This window comes from Candidatus Latescibacter sp. IFSED24 (assembly GCF_058273205.1).
In genome coordinates, this window is record NZ_CM177850.1 from 871,536 (window position 1) to 893,773 (window position 22,238).

Consider the following 22,238-nt stretch of genomic DNA (forward strand, 5'->3'; position numbering starts at 1 on the left):
CCTGCCCGGGCTGCTTGACCTCCCCGAAAGGGGGGTCTACTTTTCGGATGATCGAGGAGGACCCGCGTTGGCCGCCATCACGGTCGTGTTCGTCTGCACCGGCAACACCTGCCGCAGCCCACTGGCCATGGCCCTGGCCAAGCAGCGCTGGCCAGGCGCCACCGTGCTTTCGGCCGGCCTGCAGGCGCTGGAATGCCAGCCTGCCGCCGAGACGGCCCAGGCCGTGGCTCGGGAACGTGGGACGGATCTCGGCAGCCACCGGGCCCGGCGTCTGGACGCCGAACTGGTGGCCCGGGCCGACTGGATCATCGGCATGACCCGGTCCCACGTGGCCCAGCTCAACGCCACCCTGCGCGGCACCAGCGTCCGGGTCGGCCTGCTCGGGACGCCCAACGTGAATCTGGCCGGCCGGCCGACCCCGGCCGACGAGGAAGTAGCCGACCCCTTCGGCGCGTCGCTCGAGACCTACCGGACCACGGCGGACCAGCTCGAACGCCTGCTGGCTGCCTGGGACGCCACCATGACCGCGGGAACCGGATCCCGCGGAGGAGGCACCACGTGAAGATCGCCATCGGTTCGGATCATCGGGGCTATCCCCACAAGCAGCGGCTCCTCGAGGCGCTGGCCGGTCCCGGGGTCGAACTCGAGGACTGCGGCTGCCATTCGCAGGAGTCGGCGGACTATCCCGACGCGGCCATCGCGGTCGGCGAACGGGTTGGTGACGGCCGGGCGGGTGTTGGCATCCTGATCTGCGGGTCGGGGATCGGCGTCTCCATCGCCGCCAACAAGGTCGCCAGTGTCCGCGCCTCGCTCTGCACCGACGCTGAGGCCGCGGTCATGACCCGCCGCCACAACGACAGCAACGTGCTCTGCCTCAGTGGGGATCGGACCACGCCCGCCGAGGCCGTAGAGATCGCCAGGGCCTATCTGGCCGCCGAGTTCGAGGGAGGTCGCCACGCCAGGCGCGTGGCCAAGATCACTGATTACGAGAACCAGCACCACCAGTAGAGAGGTATGTGATGTACGACGTCGTGCGCCAGACCGATCCCGAGATCGCCGGGATCCTCGAAGCCGAGCTCGGCCGCCAGCGTACTCAGCTCGAGATGATCGCCAGCGAGAACTTCACCAGCCGTGCGGTGCTGGAGACCATGGGCAGCGTGCTGACCAACAAGTACGCCGAGGGCTATCCCAAGAAGCGTTACTACGGCGGTTGCATCCATGTGGACGAGGCCGAGATCCTGGCCAAGCAGCGTGCCTGCGAGCTCTTCGGCGCCGAGCGCGCCAACGTCCAGCCGCACAGCGGTTCGACGGCCAACATGACCGCCTACCTGGCCTTCTGCAAGCCGGGCGACAAGATCCTGGGCCTCAGCCTCAGCCACGGCGGCCACCTGACGCACGGCCATCCGGTGAACTTCTCGGGACTGATGTTCGAGGCGGTGCATTACGAGGTCGAGCCCGGCCACGAGACCATCGACTACGACAAGCTGCGCGAGCAGGCCAAGCGCGAGCAGCCGCGGCTTCTGGTGGGCGGCGCCAGCGCCTACCCGCGAACCTGGGATTACGAGGCCATGCAGAGCATCGCCCAGGAAGTGGGCGCCGTGTTCATCTTCGACATGGCCCACATCGCCGGCCTGGTGGCCGGCGGGGTGCACCCCAGCCCGGTGCCCTACGCCGACGTCGTGACCAGCACCACGCACAAGACGCTGCGTGGTCCGCGCGGCGGCATGATCGTCTGCAAGAAGGAACACCTCAAGGCCATCAACAAGATGAACTTCCCGGGCATCCAGGGCGGTCCGTTGATGCACATGATCGCGGCCAAGGCGGTGTGCTACCACGAGTGCCTGCAGCCCGCGTTCAAGGCCTACGCGCAGCAGACCCTGGACAACGCCCAGGTGCTGGCGGCCGCGCTGCTGGAGAAGGGCTTCAAGCTGGCCTCGGGCGGCACCGACAACCATCTGCTCCTGGTCAACTGCAAGCCCAAGGGTCTGACGGGCAAGGAGATGGAGGAGCTGCTCGAGCTGGTGGGCATCACCTGCAACAAGAACACCGTGCCCTTCGACGAGGAGAGCCCCTTCGTGACCAGCGGGGTGCGCCTGGGCACGCCCGCGCTCACCACGCGTGGCATGGGTGCCGAGGAGATGCGGCGCATCGCCGACATCATGGACCGGGCCGTGGCCAGCCGCGACGACGAGGCGGCCCTCGCCACGTTGCGCGGCGAGAGCGAGGAGCTCGGCCGCGCGTTCCCGCTGTACCCGGAGTTCTAGATCCGCTCGCGGCCGGGGCGCCTGGGCGCCCCGGCCATGGCAAGTCCGATCCCGGAGGCCGGCCATGAAGTGCCCGCGCTGCGGCCACGACGACGACAAGGTCATCGACTCGCGCGCCGTGCGCGAGGGCCGCGCCGTGCGCCGCCGCCGGGAGTGCCTGGCCTGCGGCGAGCGCTACACCACCTACGAGGGCTGGGAGACCCGCCCCGTGCTCGTGGTCAAGCGCGACGGCCGGCGGGTGGCCTACGATCGCGCCAAGATCACCACCGGCATCGCCAAGGCCTGCGAGAAGCGCCCGGTCTCGCTCGAGCAGATCGAGATCATCGTCGAGGCGCTCGAACACGATCTGGCCAAGAGCGGTCGGCGCGAGGTGCCCACCGAGACCCTGGGCCAGATGGTTCTCGAGCGCCTGCGCGAAGTGGACGACGTGGCCTACGTGCGCTTCGCCTCGGTCTACCGGAGCTTCCAGGACGTGGAGGAGTTCCTCGAACTGCTGCGCCAGCTGCTCGCCGATCGCGGAGGTCGCCAGTGAGCGATTTGCCGCAGGACGAGCCCACCGGCGCCGTGCCCAGGGATGCAGGCCAGCCGGTGCCGCCGGTGACGGACGGTCCGGCGGGGCCGCCCGAACCGCCTGCCGAGGACGACGGCATGTCGTTCCTCGACCACCTCGACGAGCTGCGCAGCGTGCTGATCCACAGCCTGGTCGCGGCGCTGTTGGCGGCGATCCTGTGCTGGTTCTGGTCGGCCCAGCTACTGGATATCCTGGTGCGGCCGCTGCAGGAGCAGGGCGTCTACTTCACGGCTCCCAACGAGGCCTTCGTGACGCGCCTGAAGCTCGCCGCGATCTGCGGTCTCTTCCTGGTCCTGCCGTTCATCCTCTGGAAGGTCTACAGCTTCATCCTGCCCGGCCTCTACGGGAAGGAGCGCAAGGTCGTCACGCCGCTCCTGATCACGAGCACGCTCCTCTTCTACCTGGGGGTGTCGTTCTCGTTCCTGGTGGTCGCGCCCATGGTGATCCGGTTCCTGCTGAGCTTCGGGACCGCCATCATGCAGCCGCTCATCGGCATCGGACCCTATTTCGGTTTCGTGGCGCAGCTCAGCCTCGCCTTCGGGCTGGTCTTCGAGCTGCCGGTCCTGGTCTTCTTCCTCTCGGTGGCCGGCATCATCGATCCGCGCCTCTTGCTGCGGACCTGGCGCTACGCCGTCATCATCATCGCGGTGGCGGCCGCGGTGCTCACGCCTCCGGACATCTTCAGTCAGCTGGCTATGGCCATCCCGGTGGTGCTGTTGTATATCACCTCGGTGCTGGTGTCGATGCTCGTCACGCGGCGCCGGCGAAACCCGGAGACCGAAGATGAGCCCGACCTGCCGGAGTGACCGTGACGGCGGACCTTGCTCGTTGACACCATGTTCCAGGCTCCGATAATGGAATCGCATCTCGCCCGCCACCGACCCCTGGGAGAGGCATGTCCCTGCCCGATTTCGAACGCATCAAGCTGGCCCGGCTGCAGAAGCGCATCCGGCCGCACCTGGACGCCATGCAGACCGCGCTGGACCGCCTCACGTCCTCGGACATCGCGCTGGCCGACGAGGTCGGCGGGCACGTCCGTAAGGGGCAGGGCAAGCTCTTCCGTCCGACGCTGCTGCTGCTCTGCGCCATGGACGACGGCACGATCCCCGCAGCCGCCGTGGAGGCGGCCGCGGCCGTGGAGCTGGTCCACACCGCCACGCTGGTCCACGACGACTTCATCGACGAGGCCATGACGCGGCGTGGCCGGCCCTCGGTCAACGAGCAATACGGGCCAGCCACCGCGCTGATCATGGGCGACCTGCTCTATACCCGGGCGCTGCAACACCTGGCGCGCCTCGACCTGGTCCGCCCCTATCGCCTGATGACCGATGCCGCGGTCCACATGAGCGAGGCGGAGATGCTGCAGGTCCAGACCCGCTACGACCTGGAGATCGACGAGGACACCTACCTGCGCATCATCTACCAGAAGACCGCGTCACTCATCGAATGCGCGTGCCGTATCGGCTGCTCGTTCGTGCAAGGCGGCCACGAACTGGATGCCGTCTTTCAGCAGTTCGGTCGACAAACCGGCCTGGTATTCCAGATCACGGATGATATCTTCGATTACCTCGGGGATCCCCGCCGGCTCGGCAAACCCACTGGCCGCGACTGGGAGGAGGGGCGCATCACCCTGCCCCTGATCGCAGCCTGGGGCCAGGCCGATGCCGTCGCCCGCCGCGAACTGACCGCGCTGGCGGCACCGCGCGACCCGGCGGTCCGGGCCGAAAGCTGGCCGCTGGTGCAGGAGTTCGTGGAACGGCACGGCGGGGTGGACCAGGCCTACGAGCGGGCCCGGCGCTATGGAGACCAGGCCAAGGAGGCCCTGCAGGGGCTGGCCGACGGTTCGCGGCGGGAACTCCTGACCGTGGCCGTGGAGTACGTTATCAACCGCCTCAATTGAGGCTAGACGACGGTGGAGCATGACCCTGGACAAGCAGCAAGACGTGGACGAGAAGAAGACCAAGCCGAAGCCGGTCATGCCCGACGATTCGCCGGGCTTCCTGCTGGCTGAACGCGCAGCCTGGTATGCCCTGGAGCTGAAGGGCGAGGACGTGGTGATCCTCGACCTGCGCGAGCTCTCCGATGTCTGCGACTTCTTCGTCCTGGCTTCCGGCCAGGCCGATGTCCAGATCAAGGCCATGGCCCGGAACATGCGCGACGGCCTGCTGAAGGTGCAGCAGCGCGTGGTCGGTTCGGAGGGCGAGGCCGACGGCCGCTGGATCCTCCTGGACTTCGTGGACGTGGTGGTGCATCTGCTCAAGACCGAGGTGCGCGATTACTACCAGCTGGAGCGTCTGTGGGCCGATGCCACGGCCCTGGTGGTCGACCGTGAGCATCTCGCGAGCGAAGGTTTCCGCCACCGCCACCCCGACCTGGCGCCTCCGGGTACAACCCCGGCACCGGCCGCCGCGGATTGATGCCATGATCGAGACCATCATCAAGGACGCCCTGAAGGCGCCCCTCGAGAAGCTGGGGATCTACGAGGAGGACGTGGACATCGTCCTCGAGAAACCCCGCGACCGGACCCACGGCGACCTGAGCACGAGCCTGGCGCTCATGCTGTCCAAGCGCCTCGGACGCAAGCCCCGCGAACTGGCGGGAGAGCTGGCGGCCGGCCTGAAGTTCGACCGCGACCTGGTCCAGTCGGTGGAGATCGCCGGTCCCGGGTTCATCAACTTCCGCCTGGGCGGCGGCTATCTCATCCAGCAGCTGCTCGGACTGTGGACAGGCGCGGTCCTGGAGGAGATCCAGACCGGTGGCGGCAAGCGGATCAACGTGGAGTTCATCAGCGCCAATCCCACCGGTCCGCTGAACGTGGTCTCGGCGCGGGCGGGTGCGTTCGGCATGACCCTGTGCCGCCTCCTGGACGCGGTGGGCTTCGACGCACACAGCGAGTATTACGTCAACGATGCGGGTCGCCAGGTCACCCTCCTCGGCGCGTCGCTACGGGCGCACTACATGCAGTTGCGCGGCCGGCCGGTGGAATTCCCCGAGAACGGTTACCAGGGGCGGTACCTCGAGATCATGGCCGGCGAATTGCTCGACCAGGACAGCGGGGCGGTCAAGGAGGCCGCCAAGGTCTTCGACAACGAGAGCTTCCAGCGGATCTCCCCGCCCGAGGGCAATGCCGAGGACTGGTGCGGTCTGCCCGAGACCGACTCGATCCAGCGTTTCGCCAAGTACGCGCTGATGAAGATCCTGGCCTGGCAGCGCGAGACCTGCACACGGTTCGGCCTGCGTTTCGACACCTGGTACTTCGAGTCGGAGCTGCACGAGACCAAGCGGGTCGAACGGACCCTGGAGGCGCTGCGCAAGACCGCGGCGGTCTACACCGAGGAAGACGCGCTCTGGTTCCGGTCCACCGATTTCGGGGACGAGAAGGACCGGGTGCTCATGCGCGCCGACGGCCGCCCCACCTACTTCCTGGCCGACCTGGCCTACCACCACCACAAGTTCCAGCGCGGGTTCGAGCGGGCCATCGACTACTGGGGACCCGATCACCACGGCTACATCGCCCGGATGCAGGGCGGCATGCAGGCGCTGGGCGTGCCCGCGAACTGGCTCGAGGTGGAGATCCTCCAGCACGTCACCTTCATGGAGGACGGCCGGCCCATCAACATGAGCAAGCGCAAGGGCCAGTTCGTGACAATGGACGCGCTCATGGACGAGGTGGGGGCCGACGTGGCCAAGTTCATCTTCCTGACGCGCAAGCCCAACTCGCACCTCGATTTCGATCTGGACCTGGCGCGGGAGCAGTCCAACGAGAACCCGGTCTACTACGTGAAGTACGCCCACGCGCGTATCTGCGCGGTGCTGCGCAAGGCGACCGAATTCAAGCTGCCAATTCCCGAGCCCACGGCCGACGGCCTGGCCCGACTCGACGCCGAGGCGGAGCAGAACCTGGCCCGCGAGCTGATCCGCCTGCCGCAGGTGATCGTGGCGGCGGCGCGCAGCCGCGAGCCGCACCGTCTGACCAGCTACGTCAGCGAGCTGGCCGGGCTCTACCACCAGTTCTACCACCAGTGCAAGATCATCGATCCCGAGGATCTCCAGCGCAGCGAGTCGCGGCTGATGCTCTGCCAGCTGACCCGCCTGACCTTCGCCAAGGTCCTCGAATTGATCGGTGTGGACGCGCCCGAGAGCATGGGCGACAAGGAGTGACGATGGCGATCCTCTTGGTGGGGTCCATGGCCTACGACACCGTCGAGACACCGCAGGAGCGCCGCGAGCGCCAGCTCGGCGGTGCTGCCACTTTCTTCGCCCTGGCCGCCGGGCCCGCCGCCGGGGTGCGCGTGGTCGCGGTGGTGGGCGACGACTTCCGCGATGGTGATCTCGAGCTGCTGCGCGAGCACGGCGTGGATCTCGGCGGCGTGGAGCGCGCCGTGGGTCCCAGTTTCCACTGGTCGGGCCGTTATCACGACGATTTCATCGAGCGCGACACCCTGGCCACCGAACTCGGGGTCTTCGCCGACTGGCAGCCGCAGGTCCCCGCCGCGTGGACCGGCAGCGAGTATGTCTTCCTGGCCAACATCCATCCCGCGCTCCAGGGCGGCGTGCTCGAGGCCGTGACCGGTCCCCGCCTGGTGGTGCTGGACACCATGAACCTCTGGATCAACACCACCCACGACGAGCTGCTGGCGATCCTGCCCCGGGTGGACGTGCTCATGGTCAACGATTCGGAGGCGCGCCTGCTCAGCGGAGAACGCAGCCTGGCCGCGGCCGCGGCCGCCATCAAGGCCCTGGGACCGTCCCGCGTGGTGATCAAGAAGGGCGAGCACGGCGCGCTCCTCTTCGGGCGTGATTCGGTGCTGGCGGTGCCGGCGATGATTTTGCCCCGGGTGGTGGACCCCACCGGCGCCGGCGACAGCTTCGCCGGCGGGTTCATGGCGGCGCTGGCGGCCGACGGAGTCGACCGCGACGCCGGCGATGCGCCGTTCCGACGCGCCATGCTCCAGGCCACGGTGACGGCGAGCTTCGTGCCCGAGGATTTCAGTGTGGGCGGGCTTCTGAGGAGGACGCCCGAGACGGTCGACCAGCGCTATCACGAGCTGGAGAGGATGATGATCCCTTGATTCGTGACTCGATTATAAGTGTCTGCTTTCTAATCGCTTATGTTTCTTGTCATACGGCAATTCATGGGGTATGATCGACGCTGGATGGAGCCAAGGGGGAACAGCAGCTCAGGACATGCGTCGGGTGGTAAACAGAGGAGCTCGAGCGGTGGAATGGCAGCCTGAGGACCGGGACGCCTGGGTCGCGGATGCGGAGAAGTGGATATCCCAGATCAAGGGCGTGCTGCAGTGTAAGATCGATCTGGCGTCGGACGGGGAGATCTCCGGCGTGCACGTGGTGGCCAGATCGGATCGAGAACCCCGACACCTCGTTCGCGACGTGGAGGGACTACTCAAGGCCCGCTTGGGTATCTCGGTCTTTTACAAGAAGATCGGCGTCGTGCAGGTGGTCGAAACCGAGGCGCCACTGGTGGAAGAGCCAGCGAAGGCCGCCACGGTCGCACCGCCCCTGGAGCCCGCCAAGTCGCCCGCGGGCAAGCCGAATGCCGGTGCGGACCGCGCGGATCAGGCTAGCAGCCCGGGTGCGACGCTGGAAAGCAAGGAGTTCACGGCCCAGGATGCGGTGCTCCTGGCCGAGGAATTGACTCCCCGATTGCTCTGCAACGGGGTTGGAGTCTTGAGCACGGATAACATGCTGCGTGCGGAGGTGGACCTGCAGGCCGCCGACCTGGAAGCGTCCGGAGTGGCCGAGGGCCCCAATCGCAGCGGCGGAGACCTGCAGCTGGTGGCGGCCGCCACCCTCGATGCGGTGGAGTCGCTGATGCAGGAATCTCTGGGGCTGGAACTGGTCGAGCTGCGTCGGGAGCGGCTCGGCGCCGGCGAGATCCTCCTGGCCGCGGTCGAGCTGGTCCAGGGCCGGCGGTGCGAGCAGCTCTACGGCACTTGCCAGCCCGGCAACAATTTGTACCAGGCCGTGGTCTACGCGGTCCTGGATGCACTGAACCGCCGCCTGGAGATGATGCTGTTCAAATCGGCCGACCAGGCCGAATCGGGATAGGGAGGTTGGACCGGCACTGAGTCTGGATCGACACCACGAAGCGGAGAAGCCGAGCGGAGCGCCTTCTGCTTTCTTGTAATCTAGCAAGGCAGCAAGATTTCGTAAGAACGGGAGGTGGCACCATGATTGAATTCCTGATGGGCTTGTTCTCCAAGTTCGAGTGGTAGAAGACCATTCTCACGTGCCGGTTCCCTCCTTGACTCCATTCCCGGAACTTGCTTCATCCCCCGTCTGGCGCTAGTCTTCGGTCTCTCAAGTTCGGCCTCTCGCCCGCCGATAATCCGAGGGACAACTTTCTTCGCCAAGGAAGGCGTGGGCTTGGACAAGCAACGCAACAGTTCAGGCTGGCTATTCCACATCGCCTACTGGAGCTTCGTGGTCGCGGGCTTCGGCGTGCTGTACTACCTGCTGAACATCCAGGCCTACCGCACGCTCTCGTGGCCCTCGCTGGGCGTGTTCTTCGTGTTCCTCGTGGGTGCGGACACCAAGCTCGGCGAATCCCAGGCCTCGGGCGGCCGGGTGATGTCCTCCAAGTGCATCGTGCTGTCGGTGATCGCGCTCTTCGGGGCGGCTCCCGCGGCGATCATGGAGGCGGTCTCGGCGCTGGTGCGCGGGCTGGTGCTGCGGCGGAGCAGTCCCCGGAAGGCGGTCTTCAACGCCGCCATGCTCGGCGCGGCAGCCGGCGCTGGCGGCCTGGTCTACCATGCGCTGCCCTGGTCCGACAACTTCCAGGGGCCGCTCTTCTTCATTCCCCTCTCGGCCGCCATGATCGTCCACTCGCTGGTGAACCACCTCATGCTGGGGGTCATCATCAGCCTGGATTCGCAGACGCCGTTCGAGCGCGTCTACCGCCGGAGCTTCAGCTGGGTCCGCCTGCGGGGCCTGCTCGACCTGCCGTTCGCCGCCATGGTCACCCTGCTCTACATGCAGGCCGGCGCCTGGACCTTGATCCTCTTCCTGTTCCCGGTGCTGGCGCTCTACCAGAGCGACCGCCTCTACCAGCGCAACAAGGAAGCCCACATCAACAGCATCGCGGCGCTGACCACGGCGCTGGAGGCGGACGAGCCCTATACCCACGGCCACAGCTACCGGGTGGCCAAGTACGGGGTGTCCATCGGCAAGGCGCTGGGCATGAAGGAGCGCGAGCTCGAGACCCTGGAGTACGGCGGCCTGCTCCACGACATCGGCAAGATCGCCATCACCAACGAGATCATCTGCAAGCCCGGTCGCCTCACCGACAGCGAGTTCGAGGTCATCAAGACCCACCCCACCATCGGGGCCGACATCGTCGAGCAGATCAAGTTCCTCTCCGAGGCCACCGACCTGGTGCGTCATCACCACGAACGCCCCGACGGCCACGGCTATCCCCACGGGCTGGCCCGCGAGGAGATCAGCCTGGGCTGCGCCATCCTCAACGTCTGCGACGCCTTCGACGCCATGACCAGCGATCGCCCGTATCGCAAGGCGCTGAGCGTGGAGCAGGCCATGGAGGAGCTGGTGCGCTACAAGGGCAGCCAGTTCGACGAACGGGTTGTCGAGACCATGCTGCGGCTCTATCATCAGGGCGAGTTCGACTCCATGCGGGAGATGCGGGTCGCCAACGTTCCGTACCTGGAGCCCGCCCGCCCCGCCGGCGCCACCAGGCAGACGCTCGTCTCCTGAGCGCCGCACCCTGCCACCTGCCGACTACGAGGAAGCCATGAAGTACGCCGACAGCGGTGTGAATATCGATGCCGCCACCCGGGCCCTGGCCCGCGCCAAGTCCGCCGTCCGCTCCACCTGGGATCAACGCGTCAAGAGCGACGTGGGCGCCTTCGGCGGGCTCTACCAGCCGGCGCCCGGTGAGCCGCTGCTGGTGGCCAGCGTCGACGGCGTGGGAACCAAGGTCATGGTGGCGGTCCAGGCGGGCCGCTACGACACCGTGGGTCAGGATCTGGTCAATCACTGCGTCGACGACATCCTGGTCCAGGGCGCCGAACCGCTGTTCTTCCTCGACTATTTCGCCACCGGCAAGCTCGCCGAGGACGTGCTCCCCGCCGTCCTCGACGGGTTCGCCACGGCCTGCCGCGAGAACGGCTGCGCGCTGCTCGGCGGCGAGACCGCCGAGATGCCGGGGGTCTACATGCCCGGCGAGTTCGATCTGGCCGGCACCATCGTCGGTCGCGTCCACGAGGCCGACGTGATCGACGGGTCGGCGATCCGGGCCGGCGACCGGATCTGGGGCCTGCCCTCCACGGGCCTGCACACCAACGGCTACTCGCTGGCCCGCAAGGTGCTGCTCGACGATGCCGGCTACGCGCTGGACGACGTTCCGGCCGAGCTCGGTGTTTCGGTGGCGGACGCCCTGCTGGCGGTCCACCGCAGCTACCTGCCCGCGGTCCGGGCCATCTGGGCGGCCCACGGCCGCGCCGCGGTGCACGGGCTGGCGCACATCACCGGCGGCGGTTTCTACGACAACGTGCCCCGGGTGATCCCCGACGGACTCTGCGCCGTCATCGACACCACGGCCTGGACCGTGCCGCCGCTCTTCGCGCTCATCGCGCTGCACGGCGGGGTGGAGCCGGCCGAGATGTACCGGGTCTTCAACATGGGCATGGGGCTCTGCGTGGTGACCCCGCCGGAGCTCGACCTGGGCACGGTGGCGGGCCTGGAGGCCCGGCTCATCGGCGAGCTGACCGCCGGCGAGGCCAGGGTCGACGTCCGGCTGACCTGAGTGTCCGGTCGTCCGGGGGGTGTGGCGCCAGGGTAACACCCGGGAAAGCCGGCCAGGACCCGGGTGCTGGCGGATCGCCTCCCCGGTGAGCAATCGCGGCTCCAACGAGACGCTTCCCGGGCGCGACCATGCGGCCCTCCTGAACCGCCATACCTAGCGCCAGATCGCGCCGGATGGCAGAAAGGCCGTCCGCGGTCCCATTCCTGCATGACTCCGGTCGCCTCCCTGTCCCGAGCCGGAGGATGACCATGCCCCACACCAGTATCTGGGAAGAAGAACTCCGCGATCTGCCGCGCGACGGCGGCCCCGCCGCGCTCTGGGTGGTGCGGCGCGAGGGCGCCGAGCCCACCAGTCCGCTGCGCCTGCTCTGCGGCTGGACCGCGGCCGGCGAACCGGCCCCGCTGCCGCTGGGCATGGTGCTCAGGGTGCTCCAGACGGGCAGAACGGAGGTCCAGCACGAGGAGAGCCGTAGCCGGCGTCCGCCGCTGTGCCAGGCGCTGCCGCTCTGCGAGAGCGGGGCGCCGGTGGGGGTGCTGGCCGTGGCAGGGACCGACCGTCCGCCCTGGGGTGAGGCGGTCCGCCTGTGGGCGGAACGGGCCGCCAGCCGGCTGGGACCGCTTCTGCGGCAACTGCCCCCGTGGCCCGGCACCTGGCTGTCCGCCGAACCGGCGACCGCGCCCTGGCAGCCCAGCCTGTTCGCTCCGTCGCAGCTGCCGCCGCCGCGCCGGCTCGTCCCGGCCGGGGGCTTGCCGTTGCCGAGGCCCTGCCCGGTGCCGGGATTGCCCGGGGCGGTGGGCCGTAGCCGCGAATTGCGCTCGCTCGCCGCCCGGCTGACGGCGGTGGCCCGCAGCGGGGTCAACGTGCTCCTGCATGGCGAGAGCGGAACGGGCAAGGAGATCATCGCCCAGGCCCTGCATCAAGGGAGCGAACGGGTCGAGCGGCCCTTCGTGGGCCTGAACTGCGCCGCGCTGCCCGAGAACCTCTTCGAGAGCGAGCTGTTCGGGCATCGCGCCGGCGCCTTCACCGGGGCGGCCCGCGACAAGCCGGGACTGCTGGAATCGGCCCACGGCGGCACTTTCTTCATGGACGAGATCGGCGACATGCCGCTGGCGTTGCAGATCAAGCTGCTGCGCGTCATGCAGGAACGGCGGGTGCGCAGGGTGGGCGAGCTGGACAGCCGGCCCGTGGATATCCGTTTCGTGGCCGCCACGCACAAGGATCTGGCGCGCGAGATCGAGCTGGGCCGCTTCCGACTCGACCTCTACTACCGGCTCAAGGTCGTCTGCCTTGAGATCCCGCCGCTTCGCCAGCGGCCCGAGGACGTGTTGCCGTTGCTGGCCCATTTCCTGGCACGTGCGGGTTGCGACACCGATCGCCTGCGCATCTCCGACCGAGCCGCGGCCGCGCTGCACGCCTGGCGGTGGCCCGGCAACGTACGCGAGCTCGAGAACGAGGCGGCGCGTTTCGCCGCCCTGCACCGCGACGAGCCCACGATCCGGTTCGCGCACCTTAGCTGGGAGATCCAGGAGAACGTCGGACCCAGGGAGGACCCCCGGGAACTGGGGACGCTGCGCCGGCTGGACGACGCCAGCGCGCTGCTCGAGCGCTACCTCATCCGCAAGGCCCTCGCCGCCTCCGAGGGGCGCAAGGCCGCGGCGGCGCGCAAGCTGGGGTTGAGTCGTCAGGGCCTCTACAAGAAGATCGCCCGGCACGGCATGACCGACCTCATCGGGGCTGCCGAGGGCTGACTACCGCACGATGGTCACGGTCCGCAGCTGCTGGCCCGCGGCGCTTTCGAGTCGCACCAGGTACACGCCGGAGGCCACGGCAAGCCCCCGGGCGTCGCGCCCGTCCCAGCGACGGTGGTGCGGGCCCGCCGCGCACCAGCCGTCCAGCAGGCGACACACCCGGCGGCCAGCGGCGTCGAGCAGGTCGAGCCGCACCTGGCCTGCCCGCGGCAAGGTGAAGTCCAGCGACACGGCCGGGTTGGCCGGGTTGGGGTAGGGGCTGGCCAGCCAGGGGGAGTCGGGGACGACCTCGGGCGCGGGAACGCCGCCCTCGGTGACCAGGGTCAGGGCATCGATGAGCAGGTGGTCGCCGATGGTCAGGCCGTAGAGGATGTTGGTATACCATTCGAGCGAGACCAGCGTGGTGGGCTCGGTGGTGCCGTCGGAGTCGTCGTAGCGCCACATGCCCGACTCGGCGTCGCGCCAGGCCCATTCGCCGTCGGCCAGCGCGAGGATGGTCACGGTCCAGTCCTCGGCCTTGTCGTACTGCCAGTGGACCTGCTTGGCGTCGAGGCCGGCGGCCGCTTCGGCGGGAGTGGGAGCCATGACCAGGAAGCAGTGCCAAGCGACTTGGTCGTAACCGGTCCAGCTGGTCTTGTGGGCGAAGCGCACAGACTGCAGTCCGGGCACCGGGACGCTGCGGGTCAGGCCGAAGCGGTCGCCCCAGTTGGTCCGCGTGGTGCGGCAGCCCACGCTGAACTCGCCGCAGTCGCGGTCGCTGTCGACGATCAACTGCTGGGAGAGGCCGCACTGGACCCACCAGCCGGCGTCGGCGGCCTCCTGGGCGGTGGCGAATTCGGTCCAGGCGTCGGGCGTGGCGGGCAGGTCGGCCAAGGCCGGCGAGCAGGCGAGTGCGGTCAGGATGGTGGCGAGCAACAGGCGCAGCATGACATCAACCTCCGAATTGGGTTCCCGGTGTGATAACGCCGGAGCCGATCCGCCGTCACAGCCAGGACTCGACACCTCCCGGCGTGCGGGCTATGTTCCCGGCCATGAACGACCTCCTGCTGACCCTCCCGCCAGCGGCCCGCTGGCGCCCCAGCGCCGCTTCCGGCATCGCCATCGTGGCCGGCATGATGCTCACCACAGCCATGCCGCCGTTGCGGGGCACCGCGCTGCTGGCGCCGCTGGCACTGGCCCTGCTCTTCCACCTGCTGCGCCATAGCGACCAGCCCGCGCGCCACGGCTTCTATTTCGGCCTGGCGTACGCGGTCCCGCTCATGAGCTGGCTCTTCTTCCTGGACCCCGCCAAGAGCATCCCCACGCGGGCGCTCGTCCCCGTGCAGGCCATCCTGGCCATGGCCTTCGTGGCGGCACACTACGCGCTGCTGGGGCTGGTGGCGGGGCGGGTCCGGCGCTGGCTGGGTCGCGAACGGACCCTGGTGCTGCTGCCGCTGCTGTGGGCCGCCACCGAGCTCCTGCGCAGCGTGGGGGAGCTGGGGTTCCCGTGGTGCCTGGCCGGCGCTGCGTGGCTGGAGACGCCGCTGAGACCGCTCTACGCGGCCTGTGGCGAGCTGGGCGTGGGGATGGCCACGGCGCTGACCGCCGCCGGCCTGGTCGGGGTGGCCGATCTGGTCTGCCGCACCCCCCGGCGCCGCGCGCACCGCTGGGCCCTGGTGGCCGCCGCCACGCTGCTCTGGCTGGGACTCTGGCTCGGCGGCGGGCCACTGTCGCCCGCCCGGGAGTCCGACCGTCCGGACCAGACGCTCCGCGTGGCCTGTGTCCAGGCCGACGTCGCCCAGGCCGACAAGTGGGACGACGCCAAGATCGACTCCACCCGGATCCCCTACACTCGCCTGACCCGCCAGGCCGCCCGGGGCGGCGCCGAGCTGGTGGTCTGGGCCGAGACCGCCATCCCCGCCTATGTCCGCTACGAGCGCGAGCTCCTCGACTGGGTGCGCGGCCTCGCCAGGGACGAGGCCGTGGCCATCGTCGCCGGTTTCCCCGATGCGCGGCTCGTCGCCGGCGACGAGACCCGGACCGAGGGCCGCCGCTATCTCCGCTTCAATGCCGCCGGCCTGTTCAATGCCCATGGCACGCTGGTCGACACCTACGGCAAGCACCACCTGGTGCCCGTGGGCGAGGCCATGCCCTTCCAGCGGCTGATCCCCATCCTGGGCGACCTCGACGTCGGCCAGGCGGAGTGGACCCAGGGCGAGCCCCCCGGTCCGCTGGCGCTGGCGACCCCGGCCGGCGAGGTCCCCATCTTCGTGCTCATCTGCTACGAGGCCGTCTTCAGCGATCTGGCCCGGCAGGCCGTGCGCCGCGGCGGCGCGGTGCTGGTGAATATCACCAACGACGGCTGGTTCGGCCGCACCGCCGGCCCGCGCCAGCACGCCGCGCTGGCGCGGATCCGCGCCGTGGAGTGCGGGGTGCCGCTGGTGCGCTGCGCCAACAACGGCATCAGCATGATCTGCGACGCCGACGGCGCGGTCCTGGACCAGCTCGACCTCGATCGCCGCGGCCTCGTGCAGGCGACCATCGCCACCGCCCCGCGCGAGACCTGGTACGTGCGTGCCGGCTACTGGCCGGCGCTGGCCTATCTCGTCCTGTGGTCGCTGCTCGGCCTCTGGCTGGCCCGGCGGAGCGACGACGGCGGGAGCGAGGGGACGGCATGAGCAGCCTCGACGCCCTGGCCAAGGCCTACCCGTTCTGCCCGCGCTGCCGTACGCCCATGGCCTTCCGTCTGGTGGGCGGCCGCACCCGGCCGCACTGCCCGGCGTGCGATTTCGTGCAGTACCTGAACCCGGCGCCGGGAGCCGGCGTGGTCCTGCGCCGCGGTGAACGGATCTGCCTGGTCGAGCGGAAGTATCCGCCCAAGCAGGGCCAGTGGACCGTGCCCACGGGTTTCATGGAATGGGACGAGGACATCGAGCAGACCGCGGTGCGCGAGGTGCGCGAGGAGACCGGGCTGGTGGTGCGGCTCACCGGCCTGTTCGCGGTGCACAACGGCATCCTGCCGCCCGACACACCCGTGGTCGTTGTCTTCTACACCGCCGAGGAGATCGGCGGCGAACTGCGAGCTGGCGACGATGCCGCGCGCGCCGACTTCTTCGCGCTGGACGCGTTGCCCGGACCCATCGCCTTCGCCGCGCACCGCAAGGTGCTGCGGGCGCTGGGCGCCGAGATCGGGGGCTGAGATGAACGAGCGTCGTGTCAGGCTGGCGGTGCTGCTGTCGGGCAGCGGCCGGACCCTCACCAACCTGCTGGAGCGCATCGCCGGCGGCGAGCTGCCCCTCGATATCGTCGGCGTGGTCAGCAGCCGCGGCGACGTGCGCGGAGTGGCCATCGCTCGCGAGGCGGGCCTGCCGGTGGCGGTCTTCCGGCGCAAGGATTATCCCGACGTGGCCGCGCACAACACGGCGATCGCGCGCTGGCTCGAGCCGCTGGCGCCGCAGATCATCGCGCTGGCGGGCTATCTCTGCTTCGTGATCCGCCCGGACTGGTTCCACGGTCCGCTGGTGAACATCCATCCGGCGCTCTTGCCGAAGCACGGCGGGCGCGGCATGTACGGGGATCGGGTGCACGCTGCGGTGCTGGCGGCCGGCGAGTCCGAGAGCGGCTGCACCATCCACCACGTCGACGAGCAGTACGATCACGGCCGGATCATCGCCCAGAGCCGGGTGCCGGTACTGCCCGGCGACGACGTCCACGCCCTGGCCGACCGCGTCTTCGCCGCCGAATGCGTGCTCTATCCGCGGGTGCTGGCCGAGCTGGCGCGGACGCTGGCGACGCCGGACGACCGGAGCTAGTTCGCCAGGTCCTTGTCGATCCAGCCGATCACCCGCTTGATGGCCTGCAGGTAGTTGATGTTCTCGACCCCCTCGAGCCCGAGGTCGTCGATGGTCTGCTTGATGTCGGCGATCTCGGTGGACTCGGAGTTGACGGACATGACACTCGCGCCGTTGATCAGCACGTTGGCCACCTCGCAGATCGTGTCGTTGACCATGTAGCCGAAGCGCTGCTTGACCACCTTGACGGCCTGCAGGTCGGGATGGTCGTGGACCATGGCCAGGAATTCCGCCAGCGAGTAGCTGTCCTGAGCGAAGGCCGGCGCGTCCACCTGGAACGCGGGGAACACCGATTCACGCAGCATCTCGGCGCTGAGCGGGAATTCGCCCTTGAGCAGGGGGTTCCACTGCTCGAGCCCCTCCTGCTCGGTGACGAAGGTCTTGATGTCCATCTTGCCGTCGCGGATCTTGGTGTTGTTGATGTCGTTGGCCCGCGACATGATGTAGATCTCCTGGGACTGGCGCTCCCAGACCTTGCGGGGCACGGGGACCGACAGGCGCGACATCAGGTAGGCGGCTTCGCCGAAATCCTGGCCGAAGGTGCGGAACTCGAACCGGGGCTTGCTGATCTCCCCGATCTTCATCTCTTCCTTGCCCATCAGGCTCTCTCCTCGGTTTGATAGACCGGGGCCGGTCGGACCGGCCCCGGTGATCGATGCGCGGGCAGACTAGAAGGCGGTCTGGAACCGCATCTGCACGTAGTCGAAGTCGTAGTCGCCGAAGTAGATGCCCTTCTCTCCGGTCGCGAACTCGTCGTTGTTCACGTGCCCGTAGTTCAGCATGAGCTTCACGTTGGCGTTCGGGTAGTAGTTCACGCCCAGCGTGAACGACGTCGAGCCGCCGTTCTCCTCGCCGGCGTCCGCGTCGTTCAGGTCGACCGTCGAGTAGCGGGCGGCCACTTCCCAAGCGCCCTTCTCGGAGTTGGGGACGACGCGCGCGAACTCGGCATCCTTGTGGTCGTACTTGTGCATGTCGTCGGTCAGGAAGAAGCTGACGAACGCGTAACCGCCGCCGTGGGAAATCTTGGACTTGTATCCGTCGGCGACATGATCCAGGCCCGCGTCCTCGTAGCGGCTGACGCTGGCACCGATGTACTCGCCCTGGAACATGAGGCGCTTGTTCACATAGGCCAGCTCGGCGCCGTAGGTGTTGAAGTTGTCGACGTCCGAGTACTTGGCGTAGAGGAACTTCGTGTCGGAAACGTTGGTCTCGGGACGGGTGTTGAACTTGACGCTGGACCCTTCGTAGCCGTCACCGTCCTCATTGAGCGGACCCTTGAAGGTGGGCTTCTGCAGCGTGCCGGAGGCACCGATCATCAGCGTGCTCTCGTCGGTGGCGATGGGCGCCCAGTTCACGCGGGCCGCGAAATTGATCTGCTCGTTGCCTTCCTTCACGAAGTCCTCGACATCCCCGCCGAACATGGCCACGGACCAGCGGTACTTGGGCTGCCACCCCGTCACCTCGACACCCATGCGGCGGCCGACCACGAACGGCTCGGTACCCTGGCTGCGCTCCAGGAACATCAGGTTGCGGCTGGTCGTGACTTCCTCGAGGCCGTTGGGCACGCGGAAGTTGCCGACGCGCACGCGACCGTTGCCATTGAAGAGGCCCCGGTAGCTGATGTAGGCGTCCTTCACCGCGGCGGATTCCTCGGCGAAGTCGAGGTCGATCTCACCGTACCAGTTGTTCCAGAGCTGCGACTTCAGGGCGAAGCGAGCCCGGCGCAGGATTGCTCCCCCGGCCAGACCGTCGTGCGTGACCCAGAAGTCCTCGTAGTCTTCGTAATCACCGCTATCGGGGTTGTACAAGGGAGAATCATCCATGTACATCGCGGCGTCCAGATACACGCGGGCGTCGACCCACCACTTGAAGGCGCCGTCGTCCGAATTGAAGACCAGGATTCCATCCTCGCTGGTCGCCTTCAGGGGGGTCGAGGCCGCACAGACCGGAGCGGCCAGGGCCGTGAGGATCAGTGCCACCAGACCAAGGGTGATTACCCAGTTACGCATGACAGGCTCTCCTTGCTTGGGATACCGAGCGGGACCACCGAAAGGCCGGTCGTTGCGGGGAATTCCGCACGAGCACTTCCGGCCAGACGGTCGTCTTCGCTCATCGAGTCCACCTGGAACAGACGTTCCAGGTATGACAGCTTCTTGTCGAGCTCAGAATTCCAGATCTTGTTGATTTTCGTTTTGGGGCGAGGCCGCCACTGCGGCGAGACGTCGGCCAGAGAGCGATGGAGCATCCAGGCATGATCGTACTCCTGCCCGGTCAGCGAACGCAGCGCCGTCAGCTGTTGCGGGGTCAGCCAGTGGCTGTCCACGTTGCGGGCGATGATGCCGGCATCGACGCGCCAGAGGCCGAGGCGCGACAGGTCGAGCACGGTGGTGATCTGGTCGCCGTCGAGTGCGGTCTGGCGCTCGAGGTCCTGTTTCATGGTCACGGCGTTGGTGTAGGTGCGGTCGGCGAGGTCCGTGAGCGCGGCGGGGTCGAGACCGCGGCGTTCGAGTTCGGCGAGCACCGGTCCATCGATGCGATGGCGGACCACCTGGTGCACCTGCTGGTCGAACACGTTGTCCACGAAGAACAGCAAGAATAGCGACATCACGCCCGCCATGACCGGGGTGGCCACCCAGCCGAGGGAGATGCCGCCGAGCACCCGGTATCGGATTCCGCCGCCCTTGATGAGGCTGATGCCGATGATGGCGCCGATCACCGCCTGGCTGCTGCTGACGGGGACCAGGGGGAAGGTGGGCAGGCCGTGGCTCGCCAGCAGGTGCTCCAGCCCCTCGGAGGCGAAGAGGAACAGGGTGATCGACTGGGCCAGCACGATCACCAGCGCGGGCAGCGGCGAGAGGCGAGCCAGTCCGCCGCCCACGGTGCTCATGACCCGGTCGGAGTAGGTGAACACGCCCACCGCGATGGCCACGGCGCCGAGAAAGAAGAGCTGCTGCGTGCCGGAGAGGGTCAGCGAGCCGAAGAGAGTCAGATCCTGGAACGGGTTGTCGGGCACGAAGACGCCCATGACGTTGGCGATGTTGTTGGCGCCCAGGCTGTACGAGCCGAAGGCGCCCACGGCCAGCAGGCCGAAGCGGGTGCCCGAATCGAGGTCGAGCAGGTGGGGCTTGCCGAGACGGATCAATCCGCGCAGTACCCAGAAGAGCACCACGGCGATGAGGCCCGCGATCAGGGGGCAGGCGACCCAGGTGGCGGTGATCCTGGACAGCGACGCGGTGTCTGTCACCGAGGCCGAGTAGATGTTCCAGCCGATGATGGCGCCGACGATGGCCTGGGAGGTGGAGACCGGGACCTTCAAACGCGTCATCACGAAGGTGGTCAGCGCCGAGGCCAGCGCCACGGTGAACGAGCCGGCCAGCGCGTTGACCGCGCCGAGCCGGCCGAGGGTGTGGGCGGCGCCGGCGCCGCTGATGGTGGCGCCGAGGATCACGAAGATCGAGCAGACCAGGGCCGCGGTGCGGAAGCGGATCATCCGTGTTCCGATGGCGGTGCCGAACACGTTGGCCGCGTCGTTGGCGCCCAGGGACCAGCCCAGGAACAGACCGCTCGAGAGGAAGAGGAGGATCTCCATGCCTATCGCCTCAGATCGTCCGCTTGATGGCGTAGATGGCCAGCCGGTCGGCCACCTGCTCGGCCCGGTCGGAAACCAGTTCGACGTTCAGCGCGAAGTAGCGCAGGTGGATCTTGTGCGCGTGCGCCAGGTCGCTGGCGAAGATGCTGCGCTTGAGCCGGACGCTGATGTTGTCGGCCTCCTTCTCGTAGTGGTGGACCTTGTAGAGGTTGTCCTTCACGGTCTCGACGTCGCGGAAGAAGGCGCGGGCCGAGACGATCACCGCCTCCACCGCGGCGTGACCGGCCTCGGCCAGGCGCAGGAAACCCTCGTGATACTCGGTGGGGATGGTGGGCTGCTCCACGGAGAACTGGTACAGGCTGGTCTTGGCGGTATCGATGATGTTGTCGGTGTTCTCGAGCAGGCCGAGCACGTCGCCGCGGTGCTCCGGGATCAGCGAGTTGCTGTAGAGGTGCGACTCGATGTCGTGGCTGAGGTTGTCGGCCTTGGTCTCCAGGGCGTCGATCTTGGTGATGGACGCCTCGAAGTCGTCGGCGTCGTGCCCCAGATAGGCCTGGATGCCGGCCCGGTAGACGAGAACGCCCTCGGCCACCGTGTCGAAGAACTCGTCGATCTGGGCGACGATGGTGCGGTTGGAACGGAAGAGCGGCATGATCAATCCTTGGTCTGCGGCTTCAGGACGTCGCGGAAGAAGATCAGGTAGAGCACCACGGCGATCAGCCCGCCGATGAGCGGCAGCAGGCCGCGCCGCGCCGGACGCATGTGGATGCGCAACTCGACCGCGCTCGCGGGCGCCAGGTCCCGGGCCCGCAGCGCGGCGAAGACCCGGTCGCCGCGGCGGCCCAGCCAGAAGGGCGGCTCCGGATCCTGCTTCGGGTCGTGGGGCGGTTCGACCTTGGTGACGGCATGCACCTGCTGTCCCTCGGGCAGGACGAGCTCCAGGCGGAAATCCCGGATCACGTGGGCCGAGACGTTGACGAACCGGCGCCCGAGGGCCTTCTCGCCCAGGGGCCGACGGGCCTTGGCCGGATCGAACCAGCCGGGAAGTTCGGTGCGCACGCGGACCGTGTCGCCGGGCGCGGCGCCGGGCAGCAGGCGCAGGTTCAGGGCGCGATGGCCCAGGACCGCGGTGGTGGGCTGCGCCACGCCGCTGGAATCGGTGGCGAAAGAGATCGGGCCGGACAGGATCGTGAAGGTGGTGCCGCCTTTGAAACCGAAAGGCAGAAGGAGGTCGCCAGGACTGCCTTGATCGATGACCGCGACATGGATCACGGATGCATCCCCATCCGGCCCGACCAGGATGGTCTCGCCGTAGTACTGCAGGGTATCGGGTGATGCCGGGATCGGCAGCGTCGCCGCCGCCGCCTCGCTCTCGAGCAGGGAGATCAGGAACAGGGTCACCGCCGAGATGGCGATGATGATCAGCAGGATGAGGACCCGTCGTGCGCGCATCG

General features: G+C 68.1%; 22 protein-coding genes. 16 read left to right on the forward strand and 6 right to left on the reverse strand.

Annotation, left to right across the window (positions count from 1 at the left end; genetic code table 11):
• The first annotated feature begins 67 nt into the window (after positions 1–67).
• From IFSED24_RS03415 to IFSED24_RS03475, 13 genes are all read left to right on the forward strand, one after another.
• Positions 68–562, forward strand: a complete 495-nt coding sequence (locus tag IFSED24_RS03415; protein WP_491333820.1) for an arsenate reductase/protein-tyrosine-phosphatase family protein — start codon at positions 68–70, stop codon at positions 560–562.
• Positions 559–1,008 carry a ribose 5-phosphate isomerase B gene (gene rpiB, locus IFSED24_RS03420; protein ID WP_491333821.1) on the forward strand — a complete coding sequence of 150 codons (450 nt, stop codon included), beginning with the start codon at positions 559–561 and terminating at the stop codon, positions 1,006–1,008. The genes IFSED24_RS03415 and rpiB overlap by 4 nt, the downstream gene beginning before the upstream one ends.
• Positions 1,009–1,019: 11 nt before the next feature.
• On the forward strand, positions 1,020–2,264 hold the full coding sequence (glyA, locus tag IFSED24_RS03425) for a serine hydroxymethyltransferase (protein WP_491333822.1): 1,245 nt from the start codon (positions 1,020–1,022) through the stop codon (positions 2,262–2,264).
• A 64-nt stretch (positions 2,265–2,328) separates the two neighbouring features.
• A complete protein-coding gene (gene nrdR, locus IFSED24_RS03430; RefSeq protein WP_491333823.1) occupies positions 2,329–2,796 on the forward strand; it encodes a transcriptional regulator NrdR in 468 nt (155 codons plus the stop codon).
• The gene (tatC, locus tag IFSED24_RS03435) at positions 2,793–3,641 is read left to right on the forward strand and encodes a twin-arginine translocase subunit TatC (protein WP_491333824.1); all 849 of its coding nucleotides are present in this window, start codon (positions 2,793–2,795) and stop codon (positions 3,639–3,641) included. Before nrdR ends, tatC begins: the two co-directional genes overlap by 4 nt.
• Positions 3,642–3,730: 89 nt before the next feature.
• Complete coding sequence (locus IFSED24_RS03440; RefSeq protein WP_491333825.1) at positions 3,731–4,735, forward strand: polyprenyl synthetase family protein; 1,005 nt, start codon at positions 3,731–3,733, stop codon at positions 4,733–4,735.
• Positions 4,736–4,754: 19 nt separating this feature from the next.
• The gene (gene rsfS / locus IFSED24_RS03445; protein WP_491333826.1) at positions 4,755–5,252 is read left to right on the forward strand and encodes a ribosome silencing factor; all 498 of its coding nucleotides are present in this window, start codon (positions 4,755–4,757) and stop codon (positions 5,250–5,252) included.
• Positions 5,253–5,256: 4 nt separating this feature from the next.
• A complete protein-coding gene (gene argS, locus IFSED24_RS03450) occupies positions 5,257–6,996 on the forward strand; it encodes an arginine--tRNA ligase (protein ID WP_491333827.1) in 1,740 nt (579 codons plus the stop codon).
• A gap of 2 nt (positions 6,997–6,998) precedes the next feature.
• Positions 6,999–7,907, forward strand: coding sequence for a PfkB family carbohydrate kinase (locus tag IFSED24_RS03455; RefSeq protein ID WP_491333828.1), 909 nt, complete (start codon positions 6,999–7,001; stop codon positions 7,905–7,907).
• Between the two features lie 148 nt (positions 7,908–8,055).
• Positions 8,056–8,904 (forward strand): hypothetical protein, encoded by an 849-nt coding sequence (locus IFSED24_RS03460; RefSeq protein ID WP_491333829.1) that lies wholly within the window; start codon positions 8,056–8,058, stop codon positions 8,902–8,904.
• Between the two features lie 318 nt (positions 8,905–9,222).
• Positions 9,223–10,566 (forward strand): HD-GYP domain-containing protein, encoded by a 1,344-nt coding sequence (locus tag IFSED24_RS03465; RefSeq protein WP_491333830.1) that lies wholly within the window; start codon positions 9,223–9,225, stop codon positions 10,564–10,566.
• A gap of 37 nt (positions 10,567–10,603) precedes the next feature.
• Positions 10,604–11,617, forward strand: a complete 1,014-nt coding sequence (purM, locus tag IFSED24_RS03470) for a phosphoribosylformylglycinamidine cyclo-ligase (protein ID WP_491333831.1) — start codon at positions 10,604–10,606, stop codon at positions 11,615–11,617.
• Positions 11,618–11,865: 248 nt separating this feature from the next.
• Positions 11,866–13,365: a sigma-54 interaction domain-containing protein gene (locus tag IFSED24_RS03475; protein WP_491333832.1), complete on the forward strand. Its 1,500-nt coding sequence runs from the start codon at positions 11,866–11,868 to the stop codon at positions 13,363–13,365.
• On the opposite strand, the gene IFSED24_RS03480 is transcribed toward IFSED24_RS03475, so the two are convergent.
• Entirely contained in the window at positions 13,366–14,292 is a 927-nt protein-coding gene (locus IFSED24_RS03480; protein WP_491333833.1) for a FlgD immunoglobulin-like domain containing protein, read from the reverse strand.
• 104 nt (positions 14,293–14,396) lie between these two features.
• On the opposite strand from IFSED24_RS03480, the gene lnt reads away from it, so the two are divergent.
• From lnt to purN, 3 genes are read left to right on the forward strand one after another with little or no spacing between them, the layout of a single operon-like run.
• Complete coding sequence (gene lnt, locus IFSED24_RS03485; RefSeq protein ID WP_491333834.1) at positions 14,397–16,022, forward strand: apolipoprotein N-acyltransferase; 1,626 nt, start codon at positions 14,397–14,399, stop codon at positions 16,020–16,022.
• The gene (locus IFSED24_RS03490) at positions 16,019–16,543 is read left to right on the forward strand and encodes an NUDIX domain-containing protein (protein WP_491333835.1); all 525 of its coding nucleotides are present in this window, start codon (positions 16,019–16,021) and stop codon (positions 16,541–16,543) included. The genes lnt and IFSED24_RS03490 overlap by 4 nt, the downstream gene beginning before the upstream one ends.
• Position 16,544: 1 nt before the next feature.
• The gene (gene purN / locus IFSED24_RS03495; RefSeq protein ID WP_491333836.1) at positions 16,545–17,156 is read left to right on the forward strand and encodes a phosphoribosylglycinamide formyltransferase; all 612 of its coding nucleotides are present in this window, start codon (positions 16,545–16,547) and stop codon (positions 17,154–17,156) included.
• Here purN and IFSED24_RS03500 read toward each other — a convergent pair.
• The 5 genes from IFSED24_RS03500 to IFSED24_RS03520 all read right to left on the reverse strand — a co-directional run bounded on the left by IFSED24_RS03500 (position 17,153) and on the right by IFSED24_RS03520 (position 22,236).
• Entirely contained in the window at positions 17,153–17,794 is a 642-nt protein-coding gene (locus IFSED24_RS03500; protein ID WP_491333837.1) for a hypothetical protein, read from the reverse strand. The genes purN and IFSED24_RS03500 overlap by 4 nt on opposite strands.
• 69 nt (positions 17,795–17,863) lie before the next feature.
• Positions 17,864–19,204: an OprO/OprP family phosphate-selective porin gene (locus IFSED24_RS03505; protein ID WP_491333838.1), complete on the reverse strand. Its 1,341-nt coding sequence runs from the start codon at positions 19,202–19,204 to the stop codon at positions 17,864–17,866.
• Complete coding sequence (locus IFSED24_RS03510; RefSeq protein ID WP_491333839.1) at positions 19,189–20,784, reverse strand: inorganic phosphate transporter; 1,596 nt, start codon at positions 20,782–20,784, stop codon at positions 19,189–19,191. Before IFSED24_RS03510 ends, IFSED24_RS03505 begins: the two co-directional genes overlap by 16 nt.
• A gap of 10 nt (positions 20,785–20,794) precedes the next feature.
• Entirely contained in the window at positions 20,795–21,436 is a 642-nt protein-coding gene (locus IFSED24_RS03515; RefSeq protein WP_491333840.1) for a DUF47 domain-containing protein, read from the reverse strand.
• A gap of 2 nt (positions 21,437–21,438) precedes the next feature.
• On the reverse strand, positions 21,439–22,236 hold the full coding sequence (locus IFSED24_RS03520) for a hypothetical protein (RefSeq protein WP_491333841.1): 798 nt from the start codon (positions 22,234–22,236) through the stop codon (positions 21,439–21,441).
• Between the last annotated feature and the right edge of the window lie 2 nt (positions 22,237–22,238).